Below are 25,225 nucleotides of genomic sequence, written 5' to 3' on the forward strand. Positions count from 1 at the left end.
ACTCACTCTCTCCGCAAGGCGTTACAGGCCGTGGCGCGGGATGCATCCCTCTCCGCCGTCGTCGCGGGCATCATCTCGGCGCTGGTGAACTACTCCGGCCCCTTCCTGATCGTGCTCGCCGCGACCCGTGCCGCCGGACTGGACGAGGCGCACACCGCCTCCTGGGTGTGGGCGGTGTCGATCGGCAACGGGGTGTGCAGCATCGCGCTCAGTGCGCTCACCCGGATCCCGGTCATCGTCGCGTGGTCGACACCCGGCGCGGCCCTGCTCATCGCCTCGCTCGGCGGCTTCGCCTTCTCCGACGCGGTGGGCGCCTTCCTGGTCGCGTCGGTCGCCGCGGCGATCGCCGGCTGGACCGGGTGGTTCGGCTGGCTGCTGGACCACGTGCCCGCGCCCGTGCTGCAGGCCCTGCTGGCCGGCGTTCTCCTGCCCTTCGTCGTGACCGCGACCGACGCCTTCGCCTCGGCCCCGCTGCTGGCCGGCAGCGTGATCGTCGCCTTCTTCGTGGGCAAGCGCCTCATCGACCGATACGCCGTCCCCGTCGCCCTGGTCGTCGGCATCGTCGTGGCGGCCCTCGCCGGCGCCTTCGAGCCGGTGACGGGCGGCTTCTCGGTCACGGTCCCGGTGCTCACCGTGCCGACCTTCGACCCGGCCGCCCTGGTCAGCATCGGGCTGCCCCTCTTCATCGTCACGATGGCCTCGCAGAACGCTCCCGGCCTCGCTCTCCTCCGCTCGGAGGGCTACCGCCCCGACGACCGACTGCTCGTCGGCTCGATCTCCACGGCCTCGGCGGTGCTGACCCCCTTCGGCAACCACGGCATCAACATCGCCGCGATCACCGCGGCCATCGCCACCGGCCCCGAGTCGCACCCGGACCGGCACCGGCGCTGGATCGCCGGGCTCTCCGCCGGCACGGTCTACCTGCTGGTCGGGGTCTTCGGCGGCTTCCTGGTCGCGGGCTTCCGCTCGATCCCGGCCGAGACCATCACCGCGCTGGCCGCGGTCGCCCTGCTCGCCTCGACCCTCACGGCGCTGAGCGGTGCCATGAGCGGCGCGACGAGCGGCGCGCCGCACAGCGCGGTCGCCGCACTCACCACCCTGGCCGTGACGATGAGCGGCGTCGTCCTGCTCAACGTCGGCAGCGCCTTCTGGGGGGTGCTCGCGGGCTCCGCGGTCTACCTGGCCCTGCGGCCGAGGTCGCCCCGGCCGGAGCTCGCCGCGCTCAGCGGAACGCGGCCTGTCCCGTCATCGCCTCCCCCAGGACCAGCGTGTGCATCTCGACGGTCCCCTCGTAGGTGAGCACGGACTCCAGGTTGTTCATGTGCCGGATGACCGGGTATTCCAGCGAGATCCCGTTCGCACCGAGGACGGTGCGCGCCGTGCGGCAGATCTCCAGCGCCTCGCGGACGTTGTTGAGCTTGCCGAGGCTGACCTGCTCGGGGCGCAGCCGGCCGGCATCCTTGCGGCGGCCGAGGTGGAGCGCGAGCAGGAGGCCCTTGGTGTACTCCACGTTCATGTCGACGAGCTTCTGCTGGGTGAGCTGGAAACCCGCGATCGGCCGGCCGAACTGGATCCGGCCGGTGGCGTACTCGAGTGCGGTCTCCAGCGCCGAGCGGGCGGCGCCCATCGCGCCCCAGACGATGCCGTAGCGCGCCTCGTTGAGGCACGACAGCGGGCCCTTGAGACCGCGCACGTCCGGGAAGGCGGCCGCGTCGGGGAGGCGGACGCCGTCGAGCACCAGCTCGCTCGTGACCGACGCGCGCAGCGACTGCTTGTGCTTGATCTCGGGTGCCGAGAAGCCCGGCGTGTCCGTCGGTACGACGAAGCCACGGATGCCCTCGTCGGTCTGGGCCCAGACGACGGCGACGTCGGCGACGGTGCCGTTGGTGATCCACATCTTGCGGCCGTCGAGGACCCAGTCGCTGCCGGCGCCGGCGACCCTCCGCGCTCGGGTGCGCATGTCTCCCGGGTCGGAGCCGTGGTCCGGCTCGGTCAGGCCGAAGCAGCCGATCGCGTCGCCGGCGGCCATCCGCGGCAGCCATGCGGTCTTCTGCTCCTCCGAGCCCCAGCGCCAGATCGCGAACATCGCCAGCGAGCCCTGCACCGACACCAGCGACCGGATGCCCGAGTCGGAGGCCTCGAGCTCCAGGCACGCGAGGCCGTAGTCGGTCGCGGACATCCCCGCGCAGCCGTATCCCTCCAGATGCATGCCGAGCAGCCCGAGCGAGCCGAGCTCCCGGGCGAGCCCCCGGACGTCGGGCAGCGCGCCCTGCTCGAACCACTCGGCGACGTACGGGTCGATCCGCTCGGCGCACAGCCGGCGGACCGACGCGCGCACCGTCAGCTCGTCGTCGGTAAGCAGGTCGTCGATGCCCACCGGGTCGAGCGGGACGAACGGGGGCAGGGACGTGGGGGTGCTCATCGCGGGAACTCCTGGTTGCTCGGCACATCGGTCGTACGTCGTCGTGCTCGGCGACGTCGTGGGCGCGTCCTCCCGGACCGATGGTGCGCCCGGATCGTCGCATCGCTCACCCGGCCCAGGGTGTCACTGCCCGCGGACGGGGCCGAGGGCGGGTGACGGCACCCGTCGGCACCGGTCGGCACCCGACGACACTCAGTTGAGCCGGCCCGACGCCCGGATCCGCCGGGAGGCCGTGAGCAGCAGTCCGGAGAGCCGGGCGACGTCGGCGCGGAGGGACGGGACGGTGAGCGAGAGCGCGCCGAGGACCAGGCCGCTGCCGCCGTACAGCGGAACGGCGACGGAGCTGTAGCCGACCGTGGTCTCCTCGTGCTCCACGGCGTAGCCGCGCTCCCGCACCTGGCCGAGCTGGTCGGCCAGCATCCCCGGCGCGACCAGGGTCGCGGCCGACACCCGTGGGAGGCCCTGCTCGACCAGCTCGTCGAAGAGCGCGGACGGGGCATGGGCGAGCAGGACCTTGCCGCTGGCCGTGGAGTGCAGCGGCATCCGCCCCGCGATCCGGGACGGCTTCGCGGACTCCGCGCTGGAGCTGACCTTCTCGAGATAGAGCACCTCCGCACCGTCGAGCACCGCGAGGTGGACGACCTCCCCCGTCGCCCGATGCAGCTGCTCCATGTGGGGACGCACGCAGTCGCGAAGCACCCGGAAGCGCGGCACCCTGCTGCCCAGCTCGAAGGCACGCATGCCGAGCCGGTACTCGAGCCCCGCCCGCTCGAGCATCCCCCAGTCCAGCAGCTCCTGCGCGAGCCGGTGCACCGACGCCTTGGCCACGCCGGTGCGGCGGGCCAGCTCCGACAGCGAGAGCTGGTCGTCCTCGATCGTGAACGCCTCGAGGATCATGCGGACCTTGCTCACGACGCTGGTGGGGTCCGGCCCGGTCACGCGATCACTCCGCCGCCGGCCGCTGGAGGAGGAGCACCGTGCGGACCAGCACCTCCACGAGCCGGCGTGCCTCGGCGAGGTCGAGCAGGTTCATGCCGCGGGTGAAGTCGGGGACGCGGCCGTCGGGACCGGCCGCGACCTTCGGCATCCCGACCCGGGCCGTCGGCACCCCGCGCCCACGCAGGATGTTGGCGTCCGTCGCGCCGCTGTTGCCGCTGACCGGGGTGTGCGCCTCACCCGCGACAGCCTCCCACGCCGCGACCGTCGCCCGCACGACTTCGGACTCCGGCGCGGTCCGGCTGCCGGGGACGGCGGCCACCTGGGTCACGGCGAGGGCCGCGCCGAGCTCGGACCCCACCGTCGCCAGGAAGGCCCGCACCTCGCGGGTCACCGACGCCGGAGACTGGTCCGGGGTCAGCCGCACGTCGAGGCGCAGCCGCACCGTGTCCGGCGTCGCCGCGGCCAGGTGGTCGAGCCCCCCGCGCACCGACGCCACGATGCCCTGGGGACGCAGGGTGCCGGACGCGTGCCGGGCGGCGTACTCCTCGAACCAGCGCTCCAGCCGGACCGCTACCTCGCCGGCGAGCGCCACCGCGTTGCGGTAGGGCAGGCGGTGCCGGCTGCCGACGTAGGTGTGCGTCCCCGGGACGACGACGTCGAGCCAGACCAGGCCGACCTCCTCGTACGACACGCGCCAGCCCGGCTTGGCGATCACCGCGTGGTCGGTGCTGAAGCCGCGCTCCAGCAGGTGGGTCGCGCCCACCCCGTGCCCGGTGTTCGCGCGGTCGCCGCCGTCGTGGGCGAACGCGGGCATGCCGCCGGCACCGAAGCCCGCGACCACGTCCCCGGACGGCTCGACCCCCGCGGCGGCGAGCGCCTCGAGGGCCACGAGCACGCAGGCCGCGTGGCCCTTGGGATTGCCGGCGCCGAGGCCTTCGACGAGATCGCCGTGGACGGTCGCCCGCGGCAGCATGTCGGGGGTGAGCGCCGCAGCGGCCCCCGGAACGTCGTACGCCGGGTCGCCGGTCGTGAACGTGTCGAGCGGCGCGTAGAGGAGCACCGACGGCCCGGTGCCGCCCGGCAGGACGCCGATGGCGTTGGACTGGCGTGCGTCGATGCGCTGCTCGACGGCCCGCAGGCCGCCGGCCGCCATCCGGTCCACGAGCCAGCGGGCGAGCTCACCCTCCGCGCCGGTCGGACTGGCGATGTCGACCACGCCCGTGACGGCCCCGAGCAGTCGGTCCCGGGTGACGTGGCCCAGCACCGCGGCGACCCGGTCCTCGGGGCTCATCCGACCGGGTGCTTGGCCAGGAACGCCAGGCTCAGCGGGTTGTAGCGGTCGGCCGCCTCGTGCTGCGGCCAGTGCCCGCAGTGGTCGAGGAGGACCAGCTCGGAGCCCGGGATGTGAGCATGCATCGCGGTCGCCTCGGGCACCTCCCCGAACGGATTGTCGCGCCCCCACACGATGAGCGTCGGCACCGTGATCTCGGCCAGGTCCTCGGGCCGCAGGATGTTGCGCAGCCGGGTCTCGAGGTCCTGCAGGCACAGCAGGTTGTGGAGGTTCGCGACGAAGTCGGGCCGGTGGTAGATCAGGTGGCGCACCGCGACCAGCTCCTCGGTCGCGTCGGCCGGGTCGGCCATGAGGAGACGCATCCGGCGGCGGGTCGGCTCCGGGTCGTCCGACTCGACGGCCCTCCGGGTGCTGGTGCGGATCCGCTCCATGACCTCGGGGTTGGCGACCGTGCCGCCGGCGCACAGCAGCTGGATCGACGCCACCCGGCTCGGGTCGTCGATCGCCAGCCGAGCCGACACCCACCCGCCCAGCGACTCGCCCACCAGGTGGGCCCGCTCGATCCCCTGCGCGTCCAGGTAGGCCAGCAGGTGGTCGCGATAGCGCGGGATCTCGTAGGGCAGGTCGGGCTTGCCGGTGAAGCCGTGACCGAGCATGTCGATCGCGTGACAGCGATAGCGCTCGGCGTGTGCCGGGAGGTTGCGGGCGAACGCCTCGAGGTGGCCGGAGGTGCCGTGCAGGAAGATCACGTGCTCCTCGCCGGTGCCCGCCTGCAGCGAGCGGGTCGGCACGCCGCCGGCGTCGACGGTGGTCATCGCGAAGTCGGTGCCGGCGAGCTCGGTCCAGATGGTGGCGGCCAGGTCGTTGGTCATGGGTGCTCTCTCTGCTCGGGGGTCAGGGCTGGTTGATCCGGGTGACCCGGGTGTGGACCCTGGTGGTCACGGAGGGCAGCGGCGTCCGGTGCGTGGCGAGCCGCCGGCTCACCGCACGCAGCGCGGCGAGCGTGCCGAGGACGGCGCCCAGGGCGAGGATCTGCTTCATCGGTGGTCCTTCCTGGTCACGGGTGGTCGACGGAGCGCAGGAAGCCGTCGACGACGGCGTGATAGGCGCCCGGCCGCTCCTCCTGCAGGTGGTGGGAGACGTGGTCCATCACGTGGAGGCTCCCGCGCCGCACCATGCGGGCGAGCATCATCGGGTAGTCGGGCGTGAGGAAGGCGTCCTCCCGCCCCCAGAGGAAGAGGGTCGGTGCCTCGACCCGGCCGAGCTGCTCGGTCAGGTCCTGCCAGTCCCCGCGCGGCGAGTCCGACATCGCGGCGAGCGCACGCTCCCCCGGGTCGAGGCTCTGTCGCCAGCGCAGCTCCAGCGTCTCCTCGGGGAGCCGGTCGGCGTCGTACCACTCGAGACGGGTGAGCAGGGAGCGCATCTTCTCCCGCGTCGGGCCCTCGCCTCCGTAGTAGACGTCGCGGGCGTTGCGTCCTCGATGGCCGTTCTCCGGCAAGGGCGCGAGCGGTCCGTGGAAGACGGGCATGCTGCCGGTGACGACGAGGGCGCGGACCCGCTCGGGGAAGGTCGCCGCCAGGCAGAGCGCGATCGTGCCGCCCCAGGAGTTGCACACGATGTCGGCGCGCTCGATGCCCACCTCGTCCATGAAGGCGACCGTCTTGGCGGCATGGAAGTCCCACATCGGCCCGGAGATCCGGCACTTCTCGGACCGGCCGTACTGCAGCAGGTCGGGGATCACGCAGCGGCGGTCCGCGGCGAGGAGCGGGGCCACGGGGCCGAAGTCGCTCCAGCCGGTGCAGCCCGGTCCGCCGCCGTGGAGGAGCAGCGTGTCCGGTCCGGAGCCGAGCTCCAGGTAGTGGAACCGCACTCCGGCGGCGTCGGCGTACCGGCTCTCGGGGCGGGGCCCGGCGGCGGGCGAGGTCAGCGCGCTCATGCCGCTCCCTCCAGGACCGCGACGCCCATGCCGGTGAGCCACTCGGGCATCTCCGCGTAGGCGAGCGCCTTGCCGGGGACGAAGCCCAGGGCGGCGGCCATGACCAGCCAGGTGCGGAGCTCCTGGCCTCCGTTGCCGGCCCGCTCCGCGATCTCGTCGGACGTCAGCTCGGTGTAGGCGCGCAGGTCGCCGCGCTCGAGGTCGGCGAGGAAGCGCTCGTCGAAGTCGCGGAAGATGCACGGCTGCGCCGCGACGATGATCTCCCGGCGCCGCTGGTCGAAGCGCTCCCACTCACCACGCCCGTTGAGCCAGGCGTCCACCAGGAACTCCTCGTCCGCGCCCTCGGGAGCCGACCAGTCCGACGGCCAGGGCAGCTGGTGGGAGAGCCCGCCGGACGCGACCACCGCCACCCGGCGCCCGCCGCCGACGCGCCCCACGGCGCCGGCGATCGCAGCCCCCACCTCCGCGCATCGCGCCGTCGTCGGCAGCGGGGTGGCGAACACGTTCACCACCAGGGGTACGACGGGCACGTCGATCCCGTCCAACAGGTACTGGATCGCGTGCGACTGGCCGTGGTCGATCTGCAGCCGCGCCGAGATCGCGACGTCGATGCCCTCACCGACGAGGGCCGCGGCGAGCTCCTGGGCGAACGCGGGATCCACCCGCTGGGGGCCCTTCGGGGTGCCCGCCTCACCGGCCGCGATCACCTCGCCCACGCCGAGGGTGAAGGACGGGATGAGATCGAGCCAGAACCCGCGGAAGTGGTTGGAGCCGACCAGGATCACGACGTCCGGACGCGCGGCGGCGATCCGGTCCCGGGCGGCGGCCAGGCCCGAGCGGAAGGCCCGGGCCCGCTCGACGTGGACCACCTGGTCCGCGTGGGTGTTCATCAGGGTCGAGTGGGACGCGCCCACGCCCAGCACGATGGACGACATCAGCCCTCCTCCCCCGTGGGCACGAGACCCTGCTCGCGCAGGGCGGCCAGCCGCTCCTCGGTGACGTCTTCCGCGAGCCGGCGCCACTGCAGGAGGGAGTCGTCGGGTCGGTAGAGCTTCTCCGGCGGCGCGTCGGTGATCTCGACCATCCACTTGTCCTGGCCGGAGAACTGGCCGTGGAAGAGCCAGCGCACGGCACCGAGATACTTCGCGTAGAAGGGCAGCGTGCGCAGCCCCTTCCGGAACTCGGCCAGCACCCCGACGTACAGGTGGTGGTCGGCGTCGACCGGCACGTAGAACTCGTAGTGGATGAAGGTCGGGTAGGCGATCCGCAGCACTCCGGGCATGCTCACGGAGGCGAAGCCCGGGAACTCCTGTGCGCCGATGACCGGGTCGACCTCCCGGTGGCTGCTGGTGTTGCCGATGTTGCTGGCCTGCTGGGGCGGCCTCGCCTTGTACCAGGCCAGGCCCGTCCAGCGCCCGAGGCCCGGGAAGTCCGCCGTCCAGTGCTGCTCGTCCTGGACGCGGTAGATCCACCGGCCCCGCTTGACGATCCGGGTGGCGTTCCACACCGGCATCGGCTTGAACATCCGCCACAGTGCCGTGCGGTGGAGGTACTTGGCGTGCCCCTCGTCGTACCCGTTCTCGACGGCGAAGCGCCAGTTCCCCTCCCGCGCCTGGATCCGCTGCCCCAGCACCGCCGGGTTCGACACCAGCTCCTCGGGCAGCTGCTCGTCGATGGGGTGCGGCCGCTCGCCGTCGCCGACGTACACCCACACCATGCCGAGTCGCTCCTCGACGTCGTACGTCGGCTGGGTGACCTTGCCGCAGATCGGCGACTGCGGACCGTCGGTGATCGCCGCGACCAGGTCGCCGGTCTCCAGGTCGAACGTCCAGCCGTGGTAGACGCAGGAGATCGAGCCGGGGAACTGCTGGTTGCCGTTGCTCAGCGGCACTCCGCGATGGGGGCACCGGTTCCTCATCCCGTGGAGCCGCCCCCGGTCGCGGATCACGAACAGGTCCTCGCCGAGGAGGGTGACCCGGTGCGGCCGGCTGCCGACCTGGTCGGCGAAGCACACGGGATACCAGTAGCCGCGGAAGCCGGCGCTCGCCGCGCGGTAGTGCGGCCACGTCGACCAGTCCTGGCGCCCGGGCAGCCGCCCCTCGCGGTGGCGTGCGGGGCGCGGGCGGCGGACGCGCGCCGCCGCGGAGGTGGGTGTCGGGGTGACGGTCTCGGTCATGGGGCGCAGACCACCAGCGGGCGCCGGCCCGCGACAAGCGAAGTGGTCCGCTCAGCGGTCCACTCGCCGCGACAACGCCTCGTCCGCGGGCCATCCTCGACGGCGTTCACCCGACCGAGGAGAGATCACCCATGGACGCACCGCCGCCGATCACCGCCGACGTGCTCATCGTCGGCGCCGGCCCGACCGGTTTGTACGGCGCCTACTACGCGGGGTTCCGCGGCCTGACGACCGTCGTGGTCGACGTGCTGCCGCAACCCGGCGGCCAGATCAGCACGCTCTACCCGGAGAAGCAGATCCGCGACATCGCCGGCATCCCGTCGATCCGCGGCCGCGACCTCGTCGCCGCGCTCGTCGCCCAGGCGGACGCCTACCGGCCGACGTACCTGCTGGGACGCCAGGCCGTCGCCCTCGGGTACGACGCCGAGCGGGCGCTGGTCACCCTCGACGACGGGCGGGTCGTCGCGGCCGGTGCCGTCGTCCTGACCGCGGGCATCGGCACCCCCACCCCGCGGCTGCTGCCGTGCGGCGACGCATGGCTCGGGACCGGGCTGTCGTATGTCGTCCTCGACCCGGCCGCCCATGCGGGACAGGACATCGTGGTCGTCGGCGGCGGGGACAGCGCCCTCGACTGGGCGCTCGCCCTGGAGCCGGTCGCCCGCTCGGTCACGCTCGTGCACCGGCGCTCCGCGTTCCGCGGGCACGCCGGGACGCTTCGGCAGGTGCAGGCCGGGCCCGCGACGCTGCACACCGACACCGAGGTGGTCGCGCTCGACGGCGACCTCGCGGCGGGGCGGCTGGAGAAGGTCACGCTGCGGGCCCGGGACGGCGCCGAGACCGTCGTACCTGCGGACCACGTGGTCGCGGCACTCGGCTTCGTCAGCGACCTGGGGCCGCTGCGCGACTGGGGGCTGCAGCTCGCCGGACGCTCGGTCGTCGTCGACCGCTCCCAGCGCACCAACCTGCCACGCGTCTTCGCCGCCGGCGACCTGGCCGACCATCCGGGCAAGGTCAGGCTCATGTCGGTGGGCTTCGGCGAGGTCGCGACCGCCGTCAACCACGCCGCCGTGGATCTCGACCCCGGCCTCACCCTCTTCCCCGGTCACTCGACCGACGGCCACTGAGAAAGGAGCCCCGCCATGACCTACGTGATCGGCGCCGACTGCATCGACGAGCTCGACCGCTCCTGCATCGACGTGTGCCCCGTCGACTGCATCTACGAGGGCGAGCGCAAGAGCTACATCCACCCGGGCGAGTGCATCGACTGCGGCGCCTGCGAGGTGGAGTGCCCGGTCGCCGCCATCTCGGTCGACCGCCTCGCGCGCACCGTCCCGGAGCAGGCGGTCCACCTCGAGGACGCCCGCGACTTCTTCGACACCGTGCTGCCCGGCCGCGCCGAGCCGGTGGGCGCTCCCGGCGGTGCCGGACGGTACGGCCGGATCGGCGTCGACACCCCCCTCGTGACCGCCCACGACTGAGCCGTACGCCGCGAGGGTCGGCCCGCCGCGGATGCCGGCTGTTCCGCCGGGTACCCCTCACCCAGTGAGACGGGCGAAACGGCGAGGTGGTGCGACGACGCGGCGCGCGTGGCTCCCGGCCGCGGTGCGGCTGCTGACCACGGCGCAGCTGCTGGCCATCGGCTACGAGCTGGCGGAGTGGCACACCTTCATCCGGCACGGCACCAACGACGACCCGCCCTATGAGGACACGCTGGGCGACCTGGCCCTCGGCGTGCTCGGCGCCCTTGGCGTGCTCGGCGCCCTCGGCGCGGCGGTGCTCGTCGCCCGCTCCTCGAACCGAGACCGCCCGGCTCCCTCCGCGGCGGACTAGGACCTCCCGCGGCGCCGTCGCGCGATCGACAGCACCAACGGCATCACCAGCAGGACCGCGAGCAGGCGCACGATCTGGGTGACCGACACCAAGGCGGCGTCCCCGCTGGAGTCGAGGGACGCGGCGAGCACCACGGGGAGCCCGCCGGGCGAGGTCGCGAGGTAGCCGTCGAGGTTCGAGACGCCGGTCCAGGCCGCGAACGGCACGGCGAGCGCGACGCAGAGCGCGACCAGGCCGACGCTCGTCAGCAGCGCGACCGGGAGGAGGGCCCGCAGGTCCGCCATCGTGCGGCGGCTGAACCCGCTGCCCGACTGCAGCCCGATCGCCAGCAGCGCCGCGGACTGGACGAGCGGCGGGGTCGCGGCGGCCTCGAAGGCGGGCGTCAGCATCAGCACCGTGCCCGCCAGGAGCGCGCCGACCACCGCGGGCGCGGGCAGCCGGAGCAACCGGCCGACCAGCAGCCCCGCCGGGACCGCCGCCGCGACGAACGCCCAGTCCGACAGCCCGACGTCCGGACGGACCGACACGTGCTCCCCCGAGACGCCGAAGACGGTGGCGAGCAGCACCGGCAGGGTGACGATCACGACCACGACGCGCAGGTACTGCACCACCACGACGACCCGCTGGTCGGCCCCGAGGTCCGCCGCGATCGCCGTCACCGTCGACGCGCCTCCCGGCACCGAGGCGAGGACGGCCGTGGTCCGCGAGACCCCGTGCCGGCGCAGCAGCTGCCCCATCGCGACCGCCACGACGATGGTCAACGTCGCCACCACGACGACGGCCGGCAGCTGCGCACGCACGCTCCCCCATCCGTCGACGTCCACCTGGGTCGCCACGGTGCCCCCGAGCACCGCCTGCGCACAGCGGCTCACCGCCTTCGGCACCGCCACCGAGAGCGCGGGCGACGGCGCGGCGACGGCGATCATCAGCGCGGTCGCGCCGACACTGACGGCCGCCGCGAGCGCGATGCGCCCCACCGACGGCCTCACGCCGTCACCGTACCGGTCGTGCCGTCAGCGCCCGACGAGCCGTGCCCGGCGCTGGAGCGGCGCCCCGAGACAGGCAGCAGCGAGCTCCTCGGCCCCGGTCGGGAGTCCCCGAGCCGGTGGGCCGACCACCCGGCCCACACCCAAGAAAACCACAACGGACCTACATCTCTGTAGGTCCGTTGTCGCTGATGTCCTGAGACATCAGATTGGTAGCGGGGGCAGGATTTGAACCTGCGACCTCTGGGTTATGAGCCCAGCGAGCTACCGAGCTGCTCCACCCCGCGTCGGTGAACCCAACGTTACGGCATGGCCCCAAACCGCACCAAATCGGCGCGTTCACGCTGTTGGCGGCGGGGGTCCCAGCCGGGGCACGGGGGCCTGCCAGCCGCGGTGGACGGCCATCAGCCGCCACCCGATGATGACGACGGCGGCCGGGGCGGCGATGACGCCGTGGGCGACCCCGAGCTCGGCGCCGGTGGCCGCGATGGCGGCGCCGGCGAGCGCGGGGATGGCGTAGAGCTCACCGTGCCGGAAGATCACCGGGATCCGGCCCGCCAGCAGGTCGCGGATGATGCCGCCGCCGACGCCGGTCACCATGCCCAGTGCCGCGGAGGGGGCGGGGCCGAGGCCGTACTCCTGGGCCTTGAGGGCGCCGGCGACACAGAAGAGCCCCAGGCCCGCCGCGTCGAAGACGGTGATCACCCGCTCCAGCCGGCCGACGGCGGGGTGCAGCCAGAAGGTGACCAGGCCCCCGACGACCGGCACGAGCAGGTACCTCCAGTCCGCGACCGCCGGCGGCGGGACGGCGCCGATCACCACGTCGCGGATGACACCGCCGCCGAGCCCGGTCGCCATCGCCAGCACGACGACCCCGACGATGTCGAGCTGGTTGCGCACGGCCACCAGGCCGCCGGAGATCGCGAAGACGAAGATCCCGACCAGGTCGAGCGTCAGCAGCATGCGGCGATGATGCCGCATGCCGCTGATCCGGCGGGAACCGAGCCGCTACTGGTTGTCGCGCTGGTTGGCCAGCTCGACCGCCTTCTCGACCGCCTCCTGCGCGATCTCGAGCTGCTCGGCCCACGTGGCCGTGTCGTTGTCGGCCTGCGCCTCGGCCGCCGCCTTGAACGCCTCGTCGGCCTCCCGCAGCGCCTCCGCGATCTGCTCGTCGAGCGTCCCCGTCGGCGGCTCCTCGGGCGGGGTCTCGGCCCCCGGCTCCCCCGGCTCCTCCGGTCCGCCCGGGGTGCCTCCCGGCGTCGGCGGCGGCGTGGGCGCCCCGTCGCCGAGGTCGACCCCGAGAGCGTCGGCGAGCGCGCCCGGGAGGTTCTCGGCGATCCCGACGTTCTCGCCGTACTTGACGACGACGAACTGGAGGATCGGGAAGCTGGAGGTCCCTCCGGTCCGCTGGGCGTAGACCGGCTGGATGTAGATGAGCCCACCTTCGACCGGCAGGGTCAGCAGGTTGCCGAAGCGCGGTGGCGTCGCGCCCTGGACGCGGTACTGCTGGAGGGCGTCCGCGACCTTCTTCTCCTGCTGCATCTGGTTGGCGACCTGGCCCGGCCCCGGCGTGTTGGCGTCGGCCATCTCGAGGAGCCGGAGCTTGCCGAAGTTCGGCGAGTTCGCGTCCGAGTTCACCTGGAGGTACGACGCCAGGGTGGTCTTGCGATAGGGCACGAACACCGAGGTGAGCGACCAGTCGTTGGTGCCGTCGACGCCCGTCGAGAACAGCCGGTACGGCGGCTGGTAGACCTGGCGCTGCGCGTTCGGGTCCTCGGGGACATCCCACCGGTTGTTGGCATTGTAGAACTCGCCGGCATCGGTGACGTGATACTTCGCGAGCTGGTAGCGCTGCACCTTGAAGAGGTCCTCGGGGTAGCGCAGGTGGCTCTTCAGCTCGGCCGGGATCTCGCCGTTGGGGGTGACCGAGTCCGGGAACACCTTCATCCACGTCTTGAGGATGGGGTCGCTGGTGTCCCACTGGTAGAGCGTCACGGTGCCGTCGTACGCGTCGACCGTCGCCTTGACCGCCGAGCGCATGTAGTTGATCTCGTCCGTGGGGATCGTCTGCAGCCCGGTGTCCTGCTGCTGCGAGTCGTCGATCATCGCGTCGAACGACTCACGCTGCGCGTTCGGGTAGCGGTCGGTGGTGGTGTAGCCGTCGAGGATCCACACGATCTTGCCGTCCACGACCGCCGGATAGGGGTCTCCGTCGACGGTCAGCCAGGGCGCGACCTTCTCGACCCGCTCGGCGGGCGTGCGGTTGTAGAGCACCTTCGAGTTGCCGTTGACCCGCCCGGAGAGCAGGAAGTTCGGCTCGCCGAACTTGATGGCGTACATGAGCTGGTTGAAGGTGCTGCCGACCGGGACCCCGCCCTTGCCGTCGTACGTCGTGCGCTTGTCGCCCTCGTCGTTGTCGGTGTCGGCGAGGCCGAGCTCCACGCTCGAGGCGTCCTTGCTGGCCTTGCCGACCACGGAGTACGTCGGGCTCTGCTCGCCGAAGTAGATCCGCTGCTCGAACTCCTCGGTCTCGGTGAGGTCGCTGGCGCCGCTCGCGCCCGCGCCGCTGATGCCCTCGGCCCACACGATCCGGCCGTTGACCTCGCTGTCGGAGATCCGGTTGCCGTAGGCGGCGATCAGACCCTCGCCGTGGGTGTAGACCGTGTGCAGGTTGGACCAGTTCTGGTCCGAGGAGTTGATGCCGGACTGGTCGAGCTCGCGCACGCCGAGGACCAGCGGCACCTCCTGGCCGTCGATGGTGTAGCGGTCGACGTCGAGGACCGAGGCCACCGAGTAGTAGGCGCGGACCTGCTGGCGCTGCTGGAAGGTGTCGCGCACCTGCTGCGGGTCGACCACCGGCGTGGTCGACAGCTGCTGCAGCACCGTCTGCGCCGCGGCGGTACCGGGGTTGTCGGAGGGGGGAGTGCCCTCGAACCGCTCGGTCTCGACGCCGCTGAGGCCGTAGGCCTCGCGCGTGGCGTCGATATTGGCCTTGATGTAGGGGTTCTCCTTGTCGGCCTCGGACGGCTTCACCTGGAAGTTCTGCACGATGGCCGGCCAGATCATGCCGAGCAGCACCGCCGAGAGGGCCAGCAGGGCGAGGCCGACGGACGGCAGCTGCCAGGTCTTGCGCCAGACGTTGAGGAAGAACAGCACGGCGCAGATCAGCGCGACGCCGACGAGGATGTTGCGCGCGGGCAGCATCGCGTTCTCGGCGGTGTAGTTCATGCCGGTGAAGAGCCGGTGGTCGTCGGTGACGAGGTCGTAGCGGTCGAGGAAGTAGTCGACCGACTTCGCCAGCACGAACACGCCGAGCAGCACCGAGATCTGGATCTGGGCGGCCGCGGAGAACCGGTCGTGGGAGACCTGCAGCCGGATGCCGCCGTACAGGTAGTGGACGACGGCCGTGGCGATCAGCGACACGATGGCGACCGCCATCACGAAGTCGACGACGAAGTTCCACCACGGCAGGTCGAAGACGTAGAAGCCGATGTCCTTCTTGAAGTAGGCGTCCTTGCTGCCCCAGTCCTCGGCGTTGCGCCACAGCAGGAACGTGCGCCACTGCCCGATGGCCGAGGTGCCGGCGAAGATGCCGACCACGACGCCGACGCCGGCGAGCAGCCACCCGCGGATCGGGGTGACCGCGTCGCGGTAGCGGTCGACCCCGTCCGGGCCGGCCATGAGGAACATCGGCCGCGCCCGGAACGCGAGGTACATGTTGAGCGCGACGATCCCGCCCATCAGCGCCCCGAAGGCCACGAACAGCCCGACCCGGGTCCACAGCATCGTGCTGAACACGTCGCCGAAGCCGACCTCGGCGTACCACAGGCGGTCGGTGTAGATGCCGGCGAAGGCGCTGAGCAGGAAGAAGCCGACGATCAGCACCACGCCGGTGATCACTAGGGCCCGGGTACGGCGCCCGGGCCGCTCGGGTGCGGGGCGCTCGGGCTCCTCGTCGAACAGCTCACTCATCTGTCTCGTCCTCCAGCAGGGTGGCCCGGAGCAGCTCGATGAGCCCCGGTACCAGGTCGTTGCCGCCCATGACGGCACTGTCCTCGTCGTGGCTGCGCATCCGCAAGGCGCAGTAGCTCGCACCGTGGCGGGTCACGCCGGCGACGATGCGGACCTCCTCGGCATCGGGGTGCTCGCGCGCGAACTCCGCGGCGGCGACCGGGTCCTCGGGAACCTGGCCGTCGGCGGCGGGCGGCAGCACCAGGCGCTCGACCACGGCGGCGCAGCCCGCGACCACGTCAGGCCACTGGATGCCGGGGAGCACCTCCTCCAGCTCCTGGCCGGCCGGCAGGTCCTCCTGCTCGACCGGCGTCAGCGAGCCGCGCTCGGTCGGCGCGTCGAGGCCCAGCTGCGCGGCGAGCGCGGGCTCCTGGGCCACCAGGTGCGCGGTGTCGACCAGCGCGTAGAGCCGCGCCGGGTGGTCCCAGCCCGCGCGGGCGTGGTGCCCCTCGAGCTCCAGCACCGCGGCGGCGAGGGCCGGGTCGACGTCCAGTTCGTAGTCCATCGGGGTCCTTGCTCGGTCAGCAGGTCGGAAGGGTGGCGTCGGGGTCGTCGACCCACGTCTCCAGCGCGAGGCGCGCCTCGTGCATCGTGGTGGCCTTCACCAGGCGCAGGTCGGGGTCGAGGCCCTTCACGTCGGAGCAATTGTCCTTCGGCACGAAGAACAGCTTCGCGCCCGCGGCCTGGGCGCCGGCGATCTTCTGCTCGATGCCGCCGATCGGCCCGACCTTGCCGTCACCGGCCAGCTCACCGGTGCCGGCGACCGTCGCGCCCCCGGTCAGCGATCCGGGGGTGAGCGTGTCGTAGATGGCCAGCGAGAACATCAGGCCGGCGCTGGGGCCGCCGACGGTCGGGTCCACGCGCAGGTTGATGGCGAACGGGAACTCGTAGCCCAGGCCCAGGGTGACGCCGACGCGCGGCTTGCCGTCGATCTCCTCGGGCTTGAGCCGGACGGTGAGCTCGCGCTGCTCACGCACGATCCGGAACTCCACCAGCGAGCCGTCGTCGTGCTTGCGGACCGCCTCGACGATCTGGTCGGCGTCGGTGACCGGCTCGCCGTCGACCTCCTTGAAGACGTCGCGCACGAGGAGCTTGTCCTTGGCCGGCCCCTCCTCGTCGACCATCGCGACCTGGACCGCGGTCGGCACCTCGTAGCCGAGCTCGGTCAGCGCGACCGCCTTCGCGACGTCCTGCGACGTCGTCATCTGCACGGCCCCCTCGGCCTTCTCGTCGGCCTGGGTCGTGTCCGGCGGGTGCACCACGTCGTAGGGCAGGATCGCCTTGTCCGGGTCCAGCCAGCGCGACAGCGCCTCGCCCAGCGAGAGCTTCTGGCCGTACGACGAGGCCACCACCGTGGTGAACCGGATCTGGCCGTCGTCGTAGTAGGCGTCGTGGCCGTCGACCTGGATGACCTCGGCCTCGTCGCCGTCCTTGCCCAGAATGTCGTAGGTCGGGCCGGGGCTGTACGACGCGTACGGGAGCGGCACCACGAGCGCGATCCCGCCCAGGATCAGCACCAGGGGCGCCGCGATGCACGCGGCGATCAGGCGCTGGCTCATGGCGCCTACCTTGTCAGATGCGTCCAATCGGTCCGCACCCGCCGGTGGGTGTCGCGCGGCGGGTGGCCACCCGGCGGCGACCCGGTGGCGACGGCCTCAGGACGCGCGCCGGTCGTCCCTGACGGTCTCGTCCTCGGCCGGCGGGCGCTGCTCGTCGCGGTCGGGCAGCGCCACCGGCCGGCTCGGCGAGGTCCGCAGGGCGACGCCGGTGCGGCGGTCGGGCTCCCGCGCGGGCGCGGCATAGCCGGGTCGGGAGCGCTGCTCGCGGGTCAACGCCTCGCCGAGGCGCCGAGCGGCGGTCTCGCGGTCGACCTGACCCCGGCCCTCGCGGCCCCACCACGCGACCCAGGCCATCGAGGCGAGGGTGAGCACGGCGGCCGGCAGCAGCCAGAACAGGATCTCCACTCCCCGAGGGTAGGTCCGCGCCGCACCTGGTCCGGTCAGGACACGCGCGACCGTGACATCTAGGACATCTAGGGCGATCCGACCCACTCGTCGGAGCCGTCGGCGAACCGCTGGTGCTTCCAGATCGGCACCTCGGCCTTGAGCGTGTCGATCAGCGCCCGGCTGGCCTCGAAGGACGAGCCGCGGTGGCCGGCCGTCGTGGCGACCACGACGGCCAGGTCGCCGATGTCGAGGTCGCCGACCCGGTGCACGGCGGCGACCGCCGTGACGTCGTACTCCTCGGCGATCCGCTCGCATACCTCCCGCAGCCGGTCGAGCGCCGAAGGGTGCGCCGAGTAGGAGAGCCCGGTGACGCCCTGGCCGTGGTCGTGGTCGCGGACCCGGCCGACGAACAGCACCAGCCCGCCCGATCCGGCGTCGTCGAGCCGCTCGAGCACGTCGCTGACCGAGAGCGGTTGATCGGAGATGGCGACGAGGCGCACGGCGGGGTTCGTCATGCTGCTCACTCTAGGAGGAGACCGGGGTCCGCTCAGGGCTGTCCCCGACACCGCCGGTTGGCGATCGGGCGTAGTTTTGGGTCATGAGCAACGATCCGGGCAACCCGGGCGACGACCAGCCGAACCCGTTCAAGGGCACGCCGTTCGAGCAGATCTTCGGCGCGCTCGGTGGCGCCTTCCCCGGCGGCCTCCCCGGTGGGCCGGGCGGCGGCATGGCATTCTTCCAGCAGCTGCAGTCGCTCATGCAGCCCCACGACGGGCCGCTCAACTGGACCGCGGCCACCGACATGGCCCGGCAGGCCGTCGCGCAGGAGCCCGACCCGTCCCCGACCCAGCGCGACCACGACCGTGTCGCCGACGCCGTGCGCCTGGCCGACCACTGGCTCGACACGGCCACCGGCTTCCCCTCCGGCGTCGGTACGACGGCCGCCTGGAGCCGCGCCGAGTGGCTGGTCGAGACCCAGCCGGTGTGGCAGGTGCTCGTCGAGCCCGTCGCGGCGCGCTCCGTGACCGGCCTGTCGAGCGGCCTGCCCGAGGAGATGAGGGCGGCGGCCGGGCCGCTGGTCGGCATCATCGGCCAGGCCGTCGGCGGGATGATGGCGATGCAGATCGGCCAGGGCCTGGGCGCGCTGGCCGGCGAGGTGCTGACCGCCTCCGACATCGGCCTGCCCCTGGGCGCCCCCGGCAAGGCGGCGCTGGTGATGAGCAACGTGCGCGCCTTCGCCGACGGCCTCGACGTCACCGAGGACGACGTTGTCCTCTACCTGGCGCTGCGCGAGGCCGCCCATCAGCGGCTGTTCGCCCACGTGCCGTGGCTGCGCGAGCACCTCATCGGCGCCGTGACCGACTACGCCCGCGGGCTGGAGGTCAACGCCCAGCAGATCCAGGACCGGGTCCAGGAGCAGTTGCGCGGCATCGACCCGACCAACCTGGAGGCGATGCAGGGCCTCCTCGAGGGCGGGCTGTTCGACCCGCCGCAGACCGAGGCGCAGACGGCTGCCCTCTCCCGGCTGGAGATCGCGCTCGCGCTGGTCGAGGGCTGGGTGGACGAGGTGGTCGGGCAGGCCACGGCCGAGCGGATGCCGGCGGCGACCAAGCTGCGCGAGGCGGTGCGCCGGCGCCGGGCGGCGGGCGGACCCGCCGAGCAGACCTTCGCGGCACTGGTCGGCCTCGAGCTGCGCCCGCGGCGGCTGCGCGACGCCTCCACCCTGTGGGGCGGCCTGCGCACCCGCTCCGGCCAGGAGGCGCGCGACGGTGTGTGGATGCACCCCGACCTGCTGCCCACCGCCGCCGACCTCGACGACCCGCTGTCCTTCCGCGCCGAGGCCACCCAGCCGGAGGCGCTGAGCGAGGACGAGTTCGACGCCGAGCTGCGCAAGCTGCTCGCCGGACCGGACTCCCCCGACGCGCCGGGCGCCGACGACTCCGATGGCCCCGAGGGCCCCGGTGACCCCAGCGGTCCCGACGGCGAGCGCCGTCCCGACGCCGAGTGACGCTCCACGCGGACGCGCTGGGCGTCCTGACGGGCTGGCGCGCGCCCGACGCGGCCGAGGACGCCCTGCGGCGGCGCTATGTCGCGCACCTGGAGTCGACGCCGGACGGCATGTGGCGCTCGTCGTACCCCGACCACCTGACCGCCGGGACCCTCGTCCTCGACGCGACCGGCGAGCAGGTGCTGCTCAACCTGCACCGCAAGGCCGGCCGCTGGTTCCACTTCGGCGGCCACGCCGAGGAGGGCGACCCGAGTCTCGCCTCGGTCGCACTGCGGGAGGCGCACGAGGAGAGCGGGCTGGTCGAGTTGGACTTCCATCCCGAGCCGCTGCAGCTCGACGTCCACGTCGTCCCGTTCTGCGACCCGCGGGGTGGGGTGAGCCACCTCGACGTGCGGTACGCCGCCCTGGCCCGCCCGGGTGCGCAGGAGGCGGTCAGCGACGAGTCGCTCGCCCTGCGCTGGTGGCCGCTCGACGCCCTGCCCGAGCTCGAGCCGGCGATGCACGTGCTCATCGCCCGGGCCCGCGCGGTCCTGGTCTGAGAGGTTCAACTACCGAATTCGTCGTCAAGACGGTCCGGAAACGACAAATTCGGTAGTTGAACCGTCCAGAACCCGTCAGTCGACGTCCTCGCCGGGGAAGACCTGCTCGGACGGCGGTCGGTCGATCCGGGCGGCGTCGGACCAGCCCGCGAGGTAGCCCTTCGCCTTCTCCGCAGCCGGGTAGTGCGCCACCCAGCCCCAGAACCTCTCGTCGTGGTGCGGCTCGATCAGGTGGGCCAGCTCGTGCACGATCACGTAGTCGATGACCCATTCCGGCATCCGCTGCAGCCGCTCCGAGAGCCGGATCGAACGGTCCTTGGGCGTGCACGACCCCCACCGCGCCCGCTGGTTGCCGACCCACCGGATCGACTCCGGCACCGCGAGGCCCCCGAGGTACTCGTCGCTCAGCTCGCGGGCGCGCTGCAGGAGGTCGCCGTCGTCCCAGCGCCGCGGCGCCGCGGCCCGACGCTCCTTGCGCTCGACCCGGGCGACCATCTTCGACACCCAGGCGCGCTCCTCGGTCACCGACAGGTTGTCCGGCACGAGCACGACGATCGTCTCGCCCTCCCGGTAGGCCGTGACCGTACGACGGCGCCGCTGCGAGCGTCGTACCTCCACACGGGGCGTGGGCATGGCCCGACCCTACGGCTCCCCCGGCCCACGTGGTGGGACGTCGCCGCTCAGGGGGTGGCCCACTCCAGCAGCCGCTCCACCGGCCACGTGTTGACGATCCGGTCGGCCTCGATGCCGGCCGCCTCGGCGCGCTCGCACCCGAGCAGCGGATAGTCGAGCTGACCGGGCGCGTGGGCGTCGCTGTCGATCGAGAAGAGACAGCCGACGTCGCGGGCCAGCTCCAGCAGTCGGGTCGGCGGGTCGCGCCGCTCGGGACGGGAGTTGATCTCGACCGCGACGCCCTCCTCGGCACACGCCTCGAAGACCGTCCGGGCGTCGAAGCGCGACTCGGCGCGCGTCCCGCGGTTGCCGGTGACCAGCCGCCCGGTGCAGTGCCCGAGGACGTTGGTGAAGGGGTTGCGCACGGCGGCCACCATCCGGCGGGTGAGCGGCTCCGGGTCCATCGCGAGCTTCGAGTGCACGCTGGCGACCCGCACCTCGAGGCGACCCAGCATCTCCTCGCTCTGGTCGAGCGAGCCGTCATCGAGGATGTCGACCTCGATCCCCTTGAGCAGCCGGAAGCCGCCGTCGAGATGGGCGTTGACGGCCTCGACCACCGCGAGCTGCCGGGTGAGCCGCTCGGCCGACAGCCCGCGCGCCACCTTCAGGCGGGGCGAGTGGTCGGTGAGCACGAGGTACTCGTGGCCCAGCTCCATCGCCGTCATCGCCATCTCCTCGATGGGCGAGCCGCCGTCGGACCAGTCGGAGTGGGAGTGCAGGTCGCCGCGCAGCCGCGCCCGCAGCGCCGTGCCGGCACCGCCGGTGGTCAGCGGCGCGCCGTACTGCTCCTCGACCTCGGCCAGCTTCTCCGGCATCCGGCCGGCCACGGCCGCGGCGATCACCCGGGCGGTGCTGGCGCCGACGCCGGGCAGCTCGGTCAGCGTGCCGGCCGCGGCCCGCGCGGCGACCTCCTCCGGTGCCAGCGACAGCACCGCCGACGCGGCACCGCGGTAGGCCTTGACCTTGTAGCTGTCGGCGCGGCCGCGCTCCAGGAGGAACGCGATCCGGCGCAGTGCCGCGACCGGCGTGCCGTCGTACCCCTGCTCGCTCACGTCCTGACGTCCTCCTCCGGAAAATGTCTGTCCACAGCCCGTGGATGAGCCTGTGGGCGACATCCTCGCTGGTCACCCGACGGTACGACGCCTGCGGGGTCGGTCGCGGTGCGAGTTCCTCCACAGGCGGAGGCCGGTTCTCCCCCGGCCATCCACGGACCGCGCCTCTCCTCCACAGCTTTCTCCACAACTCTGTCCACAGCCGTCGGTCCGCCTGGATTGACCGCGCCGGTCCGGGTGCCTAGCGTCGTCACCGACGAGGCCCCTGGGGCCGCAGCTCCTCGCTCGCAAGGGGAAGGCAAGCGAGGCGCCGCGGCACCGGGGGTCTCCTCTCGTCCCGTGCTCCGCCTCAGCGGCCGGTGAACACCGGTGGCCGCTTCTCCTGGGCGGCCCGGATCCCCTCCAGCAGGTCGGCGGTCGCGAGCGTGACCGGCTGCGCCAGTCCCTCCCACTCCAGCGCGGTCTCGATGCTGGCATGCCCGTGCTGCAGGGCCCGCTTGGTGAGCCGGGTGGCGATGGGGGCCGCCGCCGCGATCTCCGCGGCCGTGTCCAGCACCCCCGCGCGGAAGTCCTCGGGCTCCCAGACCCGCGAGACGAGACCGAGCCCGAGCGCCTCGTCGGCGTCCACGAGCCGACCGGTCAGGAACAGGTCGCGGGCCGCGGCCGCGCCGACCACTCCGGGCAGCAGGTGGGTGCCGGCCATTCCCGGGTGGATCCCCAGCTTGGTGAAGGGCACCCCCATCCGCGCCCCCCGGGCGGCGTACCGCAGGTCGCAGGCCAGCGCCAGGCACAGGCCGGCGCCGATCGCGGCACCGTTGATCGCGGCGACGGTGGGCACCTCCAGGCGCCGGATCGAGAGCCACGCGCGGTAGAACGGCAGCATCCGCGCGCGCAGGTCGTCGACCGTCGCGTCCGGCTCGGAGGCCAGCCACGAGAGGTTGCCCCCCGAGCAGAACCCGGCGCCCTCGCCGGTCACCACCACGACCCGCACGGTGGGGTCGCCGGCGAGGTGGTCGACGGCCCGCACCCAGGACGCGGTCATCTCGTCGCTCATCGCGTTGCGCAGCTCCGGGAGGTCCAAGACCAGCAGCGCGACCCCCGCGGAGGGCCGTTCGAGGCGCAGATGCGTCAGCGACGGCGGCGGGACTGGGTTGACGGCTGTTTCAGACATGCGGGGCACGCTACTGCGACTCCGCGGTCGTGTGCCGTAGGGTCGGGGAGGTTCGGAGTGCTTCTCCGGACCCCGACGGGCTTCCCCCTCTGTCCCCGTCGCGACGACCGAACGAACAAGATGAGCAAGGAGGCCGTCATGGCGGAGACCTGGAGCGGCGAGTTCTACTGCGTCAAGTGCAAGGAGAAGCGCGAGGCCGAGGGCGAGGTCAAGGTCAACGAGAAGGGCACCCGGATGGCCAAGGCCGTCTGCCCGGTCTGCGGCACGAACCTCAACCGCATCCTCGGCAAGGCCTGAGCACCCCTACGCTCAGCCGGCATTGAGCCGACTGTCACGGGCGGCTCCGCTGCGGCGGAGCCGCCCGTGGCTCATTTCACCCGCCCCCGCGAGGAGCGGGCGGGATCGGTGCACCCGAGAGATCGACCAGCGCCGCGACGTGCGTGTCGACGTCCCTGTGGAGAACGGACGCGCGATGCGGGGCGCCCGTGCGACGCTGCCGCCATGGCGTCCCGGCACCCGCCCCTGCTCCTGCGGCCGGGCACTCCCGTCCTCTCCCGCTCGCCCGGTGTCCTCCAGGTCGGGCTCGGCACGCCGAGCCTGCGACTGCCCGACGTCCCGGAGATCCGCCGCCTGCTGACCGACCTCGGCGGCCCCGCCGCGCCAGCGTCCACGGGCCCCGCTCCCGTCGATCCGGCCGCTCTGGCGCCGGACGCCGCCGACGCGCTCGACCGCCTGCGCGCCGCCGGGCTCGTGGTCGCCACGGCGGACCGGCCGGACCCCGAGCTCGCCGCGCTGATCGCGCAGACCGGTCCCGACGGTGTACGCCGGCGGGCGGCGCGGGCCGCGACGGGCGTGGCCCTCGACGGTCCCGCCCGCCTGCGTGCCGCCCTCGACGCGCTGCTGACGGCGGCGGGGCTGCGCCCGACCCCGCCGGAGGAGGCCGAGGTCGTGCTCGTCGTCGCCGACGGCCCCGTCGCCCGCGACCGGCTCGACCCCCTGGTGCGCGCCTCGCGGCCCCACCTGCTCGTCGCCGGCGACGCCGGGTCGGTGCGGGTCGGCCCGTTCGTGCAGCCGGGTCGGACCGCCTGCCTGCGCTGCGTGGACGCGCACGAGTCGCTGCGCGACCCGCGCCTGCCGCTGCTCATGGCCCAGGCGGCTGCCCAGTGTGCCGAGCGACCACCGCCTCGCGACGTCGTCCTCGACCAGCTTGCTCTCGCCTGGGCGGTGCGCGATCTCGCGCGCTTCGTGGAGGGCGACGAGCCCAGCACCTGGTCCTCGACGGTCGACCTCGGTCCGGTGGGTGCGCCCGTGGTCACCCGCTGGGGCCGCCATCCCGACTGCGGCTGCGCCTGGGACGGATTCGTGGACCTGCCCTGAGCCGCGACCCGGAGTCGGCGTCGGCGGCCGGGCGACGGCTCACCACCAGTCACTGTCGAGCTTCGCCTCCATGGCCCGCAGGTGCGCGCGCGAGCACTCGTCGCAGTAGCGCCGCACCCGGCCGCGCTCCACCGCCGTGCTCCAGGTCAGCGGGAGCTCGTCGCCCTCGGCCGCCCGGCCACAGAAGTCGCAGATCACCGCCACGCACCCAGGGTAGGTCGCGGTCCTGCGGAAATGCCGGAAGGGCCGGCCCGACGGTCGGTCGGTCCGGCCCTTCCTACTCACCCGCGATCAGGTGCCCTCCGAGGAGGCCTCGAAGAAATCCGGTCTCGCTGGTCCGCGGTGCGGACTCAGAGTGCGCGAGCGAGGGCGAGACGAGCCTGCTGCGCTGCACGCTCGGCCTTGCGGCTCAAGCGGCGGGCGCGGGCCATCCTGCTGGCCGCGCGCAGCTGCTGCGCCTCTCCCAGGCGCATGGCCATCTGCGCACGCGCCAACTCTTCGTTCATCAGGTGGGACATCTCAAGCTCCAATGGTTGTTTCGGAAAGTACGTTCGGGATGCGGGTGGACTACGCCGCCGCGTCCTTGCGCGGACGTCCCCGGGGCCGCTTGCGCGGGATCACCACGCCGGCCAGGAACAGCTCGCCGCCCCAGACACCCCACGGCTCACGCCGCTCCAGGGCGCCCGCGAGGCACATCCGCTGGACCGGGCAGTCCAGGCACAGCGCCTTCGCGGCCTCGACGTCCGACGGGGACTCTGCGAACCACAGCTCCGCGTCGTTCAGCCGGCACGGGAGCAGCTCGTCCAGCGTCGGCTCGAGAACACTGGTCGTCATCTGCTTTCTCACCTCCTCCACTCTGACCTGATCGC

At 72.9% G+C, this 25,225-nt stretch carries 29 protein-coding genes and 1 tRNA gene; 8 read left to right on the forward strand and 22 right to left on the reverse strand.

The annotated features are described in order from the left end of the window. Positions 1 to 30 precede the first annotated feature (30 nt). Positions 31 to 1,299: a benzoate/H(+) symporter BenE family transporter gene (locus tag ACPZVR_RS05970; protein WP_436698655.1), complete on the forward strand. Its 1,269-nt coding sequence runs from the start codon at positions 31 to 33 to the stop codon at positions 1,297 to 1,299. Here ACPZVR_RS05970 and ACPZVR_RS05975 read toward each other — a convergent pair. From ACPZVR_RS05975 to ACPZVR_RS06010, 8 genes are all read right to left on the reverse strand, one after another. Beyond that, positions 1,223 to 2,422, reverse strand: a complete 1,200-nt coding sequence (locus ACPZVR_RS05975) for an acyl-CoA dehydrogenase family protein (RefSeq protein ID WP_436698656.1) — start codon at positions 2,420 to 2,422, stop codon at positions 1,223 to 1,225. The two genes, ACPZVR_RS05970 and ACPZVR_RS05975, sit on opposite strands and share 77 nt — an antisense overlap. Before the next feature lie 192 nt (positions 2,423 to 2,614). Continuing rightward, a complete protein-coding gene (locus tag ACPZVR_RS05980; RefSeq protein ID WP_436698657.1) occupies positions 2,615 to 3,361 on the reverse strand; it encodes an IclR family transcriptional regulator in 747 nt (248 codons plus the stop codon). A gap of 4 nt (positions 3,362 to 3,365) precedes the next feature. After that, the gene (locus ACPZVR_RS05985) at positions 3,366 to 4,652 is read right to left on the reverse strand and encodes a hypothetical protein (RefSeq protein WP_436698658.1); all 1,287 of its coding nucleotides are present in this window, start codon (positions 4,650 to 4,652) and stop codon (positions 3,366 to 3,368) included. After that, positions 4,649 to 5,524: an alpha/beta fold hydrolase gene (locus ACPZVR_RS05990; RefSeq protein WP_436698659.1), complete on the reverse strand. Its 876-nt coding sequence runs from the start codon at positions 5,522 to 5,524 to the stop codon at positions 4,649 to 4,651. Before ACPZVR_RS05990 ends, ACPZVR_RS05985 begins: the two co-directional genes overlap by 4 nt. Before the next feature lie 22 nt (positions 5,525 to 5,546). Continuing rightward, entirely contained in the window at positions 5,547 to 5,693 is a 147-nt protein-coding gene (locus ACPZVR_RS05995) for a hypothetical protein (RefSeq protein WP_436698660.1), read from the reverse strand. A gap of 16 nt (positions 5,694 to 5,709) precedes the next feature. Continuing rightward, positions 5,710 to 6,588: an alpha/beta fold hydrolase gene (locus ACPZVR_RS06000; RefSeq protein WP_436698661.1), complete on the reverse strand. Its 879-nt coding sequence runs from the start codon at positions 6,586 to 6,588 to the stop codon at positions 5,710 to 5,712. Next, the gene (locus ACPZVR_RS06005) at positions 6,585 to 7,523 is read right to left on the reverse strand and encodes a DODA-type extradiol aromatic ring-opening family dioxygenase (protein WP_436698662.1); all 939 of its coding nucleotides are present in this window, start codon (positions 7,521 to 7,523) and stop codon (positions 6,585 to 6,587) included. The genes ACPZVR_RS06000 and ACPZVR_RS06005 overlap by 4 nt, the downstream gene beginning before the upstream one ends. After that, the gene (locus ACPZVR_RS06010; RefSeq protein WP_436698663.1) at positions 7,523 to 8,764 is read right to left on the reverse strand and encodes a Rieske 2Fe-2S domain-containing protein; all 1,242 of its coding nucleotides are present in this window, start codon (positions 8,762 to 8,764) and stop codon (positions 7,523 to 7,525) included. The genes ACPZVR_RS06005 and ACPZVR_RS06010 overlap by 1 nt, the downstream gene beginning before the upstream one ends. A gap of 131 nt (positions 8,765 to 8,895) precedes the next feature. Here ACPZVR_RS06010 and ACPZVR_RS06015 point away from each other — a divergent pair, with 131 nt between their 5' ends. The 3 genes from ACPZVR_RS06015 to ACPZVR_RS06025 all read left to right on the forward strand — a co-directional run bounded on the left by ACPZVR_RS06015 (position 8,896) and on the right by ACPZVR_RS06025 (position 10,594). After that, positions 8,896 to 9,888, forward strand: a complete 993-nt coding sequence (locus ACPZVR_RS06015; RefSeq protein WP_436698664.1) for an NAD(P)/FAD-dependent oxidoreductase — start codon at positions 8,896 to 8,898, stop codon at positions 9,886 to 9,888. 15 nt (positions 9,889 to 9,903) lie between these two features. After that, positions 9,904 to 10,242, forward strand: coding sequence for a ferredoxin family protein (locus ACPZVR_RS06020; protein WP_436698665.1), 339 nt, complete (start codon positions 9,904 to 9,906; stop codon positions 10,240 to 10,242). Between the two features lie 124 nt (positions 10,243 to 10,366). After that, positions 10,367 to 10,594 (forward strand): hypothetical protein, encoded by a 228-nt coding sequence (locus ACPZVR_RS06025; protein WP_436698666.1) that lies wholly within the window; start codon positions 10,367 to 10,369, stop codon positions 10,592 to 10,594. On the opposite strand, the gene ACPZVR_RS06030 is transcribed toward ACPZVR_RS06025, so the two are convergent. The 8 genes from ACPZVR_RS06030 to ACPZVR_RS06065 all read right to left on the reverse strand — a co-directional run bounded on the left by ACPZVR_RS06030 (position 10,591) and on the right by ACPZVR_RS06065 (position 18,052). Beyond that, positions 10,591 to 11,583, reverse strand: a complete 993-nt coding sequence (locus tag ACPZVR_RS06030) for an AbrB family transcriptional regulator (RefSeq protein WP_436698667.1) — start codon at positions 11,581 to 11,583, stop codon at positions 10,591 to 10,593. The genes ACPZVR_RS06025 and ACPZVR_RS06030 overlap by 4 nt on opposite strands. Before the next feature lie 207 nt (positions 11,584 to 11,790). Then, a tRNA-Met gene (locus ACPZVR_RS06035) sits at positions 11,791 to 11,867 on the reverse strand. Between the two features lie 52 nt (positions 11,868 to 11,919). Beyond that, on the reverse strand, positions 11,920 to 12,543 hold the full coding sequence (locus tag ACPZVR_RS06040; RefSeq protein WP_436698668.1) for a trimeric intracellular cation channel family protein: 624 nt from the start codon (positions 12,541 to 12,543) through the stop codon (positions 11,920 to 11,922). Positions 12,544 to 12,588: 45 nt separating this feature from the next. Further along, positions 12,589 to 15,552, reverse strand: a complete 2,964-nt coding sequence (locus tag ACPZVR_RS06045) for a UPF0182 family membrane protein (RefSeq protein ID WP_436698669.1) — start codon at positions 15,550 to 15,552, stop codon at positions 12,589 to 12,591. Next, positions 15,545 to 16,096, reverse strand: a complete 552-nt coding sequence (locus ACPZVR_RS06050) for a PPA1309 family protein (protein ID WP_436698670.1) — start codon at positions 16,094 to 16,096, stop codon at positions 15,545 to 15,547. The genes ACPZVR_RS06045 and ACPZVR_RS06050 overlap by 8 nt, the downstream gene beginning before the upstream one ends. A 16-nt stretch (positions 16,097 to 16,112) precedes the next feature. Next, complete coding sequence (locus ACPZVR_RS06055; RefSeq protein ID WP_436698671.1) at positions 16,113 to 17,150, reverse strand: YlbL family protein; 1,038 nt, start codon at positions 17,148 to 17,150, stop codon at positions 16,113 to 16,115. A gap of 96 nt (positions 17,151 to 17,246) precedes the next feature. Next, on the reverse strand, positions 17,247 to 17,555 hold the full coding sequence (locus ACPZVR_RS06060; protein WP_436698672.1) for a hypothetical protein: 309 nt from the start codon (positions 17,553 to 17,555) through the stop codon (positions 17,247 to 17,249). A 68-nt stretch (positions 17,556 to 17,623) separates the two neighbouring features. Further along, positions 17,624 to 18,052 carry a molybdenum cofactor biosynthesis protein MoaE gene (locus ACPZVR_RS06065; RefSeq protein WP_436698673.1) on the reverse strand — a complete coding sequence of 143 codons (429 nt, stop codon included), beginning with the start codon at positions 18,050 to 18,052 and terminating at the stop codon, positions 17,624 to 17,626. An 83-nt stretch (positions 18,053 to 18,135) separates the two neighbouring features. On the opposite strand from ACPZVR_RS06065, the gene ACPZVR_RS06070 reads away from it, so the two are divergent. Both ACPZVR_RS06070 and ACPZVR_RS06075 read left to right on the forward strand, forming a co-directional pair. Next, positions 18,136 to 19,545, forward strand: a complete 1,410-nt coding sequence (locus ACPZVR_RS06070; protein WP_436698674.1) for a zinc-dependent metalloprotease — start codon at positions 18,136 to 18,138, stop codon at positions 19,543 to 19,545. Next, a complete protein-coding gene (locus ACPZVR_RS06075) occupies positions 19,542 to 20,084 on the forward strand; it encodes an NUDIX hydrolase (RefSeq protein WP_436698675.1) in 543 nt (180 codons plus the stop codon). Before ACPZVR_RS06070 ends, ACPZVR_RS06075 begins: the two co-directional genes overlap by 4 nt. Before the next feature lie 75 nt (positions 20,085 to 20,159). Here the strand turns inward: ACPZVR_RS06075 and ACPZVR_RS06080 are convergent, their stop codons facing one another. The 3 genes from ACPZVR_RS06080 to ACPZVR_RS06090 all read right to left on the reverse strand — a co-directional run bounded on the left by ACPZVR_RS06080 (position 20,160) and on the right by ACPZVR_RS06090 (position 22,979). Further along, a complete protein-coding gene (locus ACPZVR_RS06080) occupies positions 20,160 to 20,717 on the reverse strand; it encodes a M48 metallopeptidase family protein (protein ID WP_436698676.1) in 558 nt (185 codons plus the stop codon). A gap of 47 nt (positions 20,718 to 20,764) precedes the next feature. Then, the gene (locus ACPZVR_RS06085; protein WP_436698677.1) at positions 20,765 to 21,808 is read right to left on the reverse strand and encodes a PHP domain-containing protein; all 1,044 of its coding nucleotides are present in this window, start codon (positions 21,806 to 21,808) and stop codon (positions 20,765 to 20,767) included. A gap of 349 nt (positions 21,809 to 22,157) precedes the next feature. After that, positions 22,158 to 22,979, reverse strand: a complete 822-nt coding sequence (locus ACPZVR_RS06090) for an enoyl-CoA hydratase/isomerase family protein (RefSeq protein ID WP_436698678.1) — start codon at positions 22,977 to 22,979, stop codon at positions 22,158 to 22,160. 138 nt (positions 22,980 to 23,117) lie between these two features. Between ACPZVR_RS06090 and ACPZVR_RS06095 the strand changes: the two genes are divergently transcribed. Together ACPZVR_RS06095 and ACPZVR_RS06100 are read left to right on the forward strand one after the other, a co-directional pair. Further along, positions 23,118 to 23,276 carry a DUF5679 domain-containing protein gene (locus tag ACPZVR_RS06095; RefSeq protein ID WP_238408271.1) on the forward strand — a complete coding sequence of 53 codons (159 nt, stop codon included), beginning with the start codon at positions 23,118 to 23,120 and terminating at the stop codon, positions 23,274 to 23,276. A 204-nt stretch (positions 23,277 to 23,480) separates the two neighbouring features. Further along, a complete protein-coding gene (locus tag ACPZVR_RS06100) occupies positions 23,481 to 24,356 on the forward strand; it encodes a hypothetical protein (RefSeq protein WP_436698679.1) in 876 nt (291 codons plus the stop codon). Between the two features lie 39 nt (positions 24,357 to 24,395). On the opposite strand, the gene ACPZVR_RS06105 is transcribed toward ACPZVR_RS06100, so the two are convergent. From ACPZVR_RS06105 to ACPZVR_RS06115, 3 genes are all read right to left on the reverse strand, one after another. Continuing rightward, the gene (locus ACPZVR_RS06105; protein WP_436698680.1) at positions 24,396 to 24,560 is read right to left on the reverse strand and encodes a hypothetical protein; all 165 of its coding nucleotides are present in this window, start codon (positions 24,558 to 24,560) and stop codon (positions 24,396 to 24,398) included. A 146-nt stretch (positions 24,561 to 24,706) separates the two neighbouring features. After that, entirely contained in the window at positions 24,707 to 24,886 is a 180-nt protein-coding gene (locus ACPZVR_RS06110) for a putative WhiB-interacting protein (protein ID WP_495542739.1), read from the reverse strand. 37 nt (positions 24,887 to 24,923) lie between these two features. After that, positions 24,924 to 25,190 (reverse strand): WhiB family transcriptional regulator, encoded by a 267-nt coding sequence (locus ACPZVR_RS06115; RefSeq protein ID WP_436698738.1) that lies wholly within the window; start codon positions 25,188 to 25,190, stop codon positions 24,924 to 24,926. Positions 25,191 to 25,225 lie beyond the last annotated feature (35 nt).

It is taken from the genome of Nocardioides segetis, from assembly GCF_051390595.1.
Classification (GTDB): Bacteria; Actinomycetota; Actinomycetes; order Propionibacteriales; family Nocardioidaceae; genus Nocardioides.

Excerpts from the sequence above, each read along its gene's own strand:
- ACPZVR_RS05975 (WP_436698656.1), bottom strand. The coding sequence starts at position 2,422 with ATGAGCACCCCCACGTCCCTGCCCCCGTTCGTCCCGCTCGACCCGGTG.
- ACPZVR_RS05985 (WP_436698658.1), bottom strand. The coding sequence starts at position 4,652 with ATGAGCCCCGAGGACCGGGTCGCCGCGGTGCTGGGCCACGTCACCCGG.
- ACPZVR_RS05990 (WP_436698659.1), bottom strand. The coding sequence starts at position 5,524 with ATGACCAACGACCTGGCCGCCACCATCTGGACCGAGCTCGCCGGCACC.
- ACPZVR_RS05995 (WP_436698660.1), bottom strand. The coding sequence starts at position 5,693 with ATGAAGCAGATCCTCGCCCTGGGCGCCGTCCTCGGCACGCTCGCCGCG.
- ACPZVR_RS06000 (WP_436698661.1), bottom strand. The coding sequence starts at position 6,588 with ATGAGCGCGCTGACCTCGCCCGCCGCCGGGCCCCGCCCCGAGAGCCGG.
- ACPZVR_RS06005 (WP_436698662.1), bottom strand. The coding sequence starts at position 7,523 with ATGTCGTCCATCGTGCTGGGCGTGGGCGCGTCCCACTCGACCCTGATG.
- ACPZVR_RS06010 (WP_436698663.1), bottom strand. The coding sequence starts at position 8,764 with ATGACCGAGACCGTCACCCCGACACCCACCTCCGCGGCGGCGCGCGTC.
- ACPZVR_RS06015 (WP_436698664.1), top strand. The coding sequence starts at position 8,896 with ATGGACGCACCGCCGCCGATCACCGCCGACGTGCTCATCGTCGGCGCC.
- ACPZVR_RS06020 (WP_436698665.1), top strand. The coding sequence starts at position 9,904 with ATGACCTACGTGATCGGCGCCGACTGCATCGACGAGCTCGACCGCTCC.
- ACPZVR_RS06040 (WP_436698668.1), bottom strand. The coding sequence starts at position 12,543 with ATGCTGCTGACGCTCGACCTGGTCGGGATCTTCGTCTTCGCGATCTCC.
- ACPZVR_RS06045 (WP_436698669.1), bottom strand. The coding sequence starts at position 15,552 with ATGAGTGAGCTGTTCGACGAGGAGCCCGAGCGCCCCGCACCCGAGCGG.
- ACPZVR_RS06050 (WP_436698670.1), bottom strand. The coding sequence starts at position 16,096 with ATGGACTACGAACTGGACGTCGACCCGGCCCTCGCCGCCGCGGTGCTG.
- ACPZVR_RS06055 (WP_436698671.1), bottom strand. The coding sequence starts at position 17,150 with ATGAGCCAGCGCCTGATCGCCGCGTGCATCGCGGCGCCCCTGGTGCTG.
- ACPZVR_RS06065 (WP_436698673.1), bottom strand. The coding sequence starts at position 18,052 with ATGACGAACCCCGCCGTGCGCCTCGTCGCCATCTCCGATCAACCGCTC.
- ACPZVR_RS06070 (WP_436698674.1), top strand. The coding sequence starts at position 18,136 with ATGAGCAACGATCCGGGCAACCCGGGCGACGACCAGCCGAACCCGTTC.
- ACPZVR_RS06080 (WP_436698676.1), bottom strand. The coding sequence starts at position 20,717 with ATGCCCACGCCCCGTGTGGAGGTACGACGCTCGCAGCGGCGCCGTCGT.
- ACPZVR_RS06090 (WP_436698678.1), bottom strand. The coding sequence starts at position 22,979 with ATGTCTGAAACAGCCGTCAACCCAGTCCCGCCGCCGTCGCTGACGCAT.
- ACPZVR_RS06095 (WP_238408271.1), top strand. The coding sequence starts at position 23,118 with ATGGCGGAGACCTGGAGCGGCGAGTTCTACTGCGTCAAGTGCAAGGAG.
- ACPZVR_RS06100 (WP_436698679.1), top strand. The coding sequence starts at position 23,481 with ATGGCGTCCCGGCACCCGCCCCTGCTCCTGCGGCCGGGCACTCCCGTC.
- ACPZVR_RS06115 (WP_436698738.1), bottom strand. The coding sequence starts at position 25,190 with ATGACGACCAGTGTTCTCGAGCCGACGCTGGACGAGCTGCTCCCGTGC.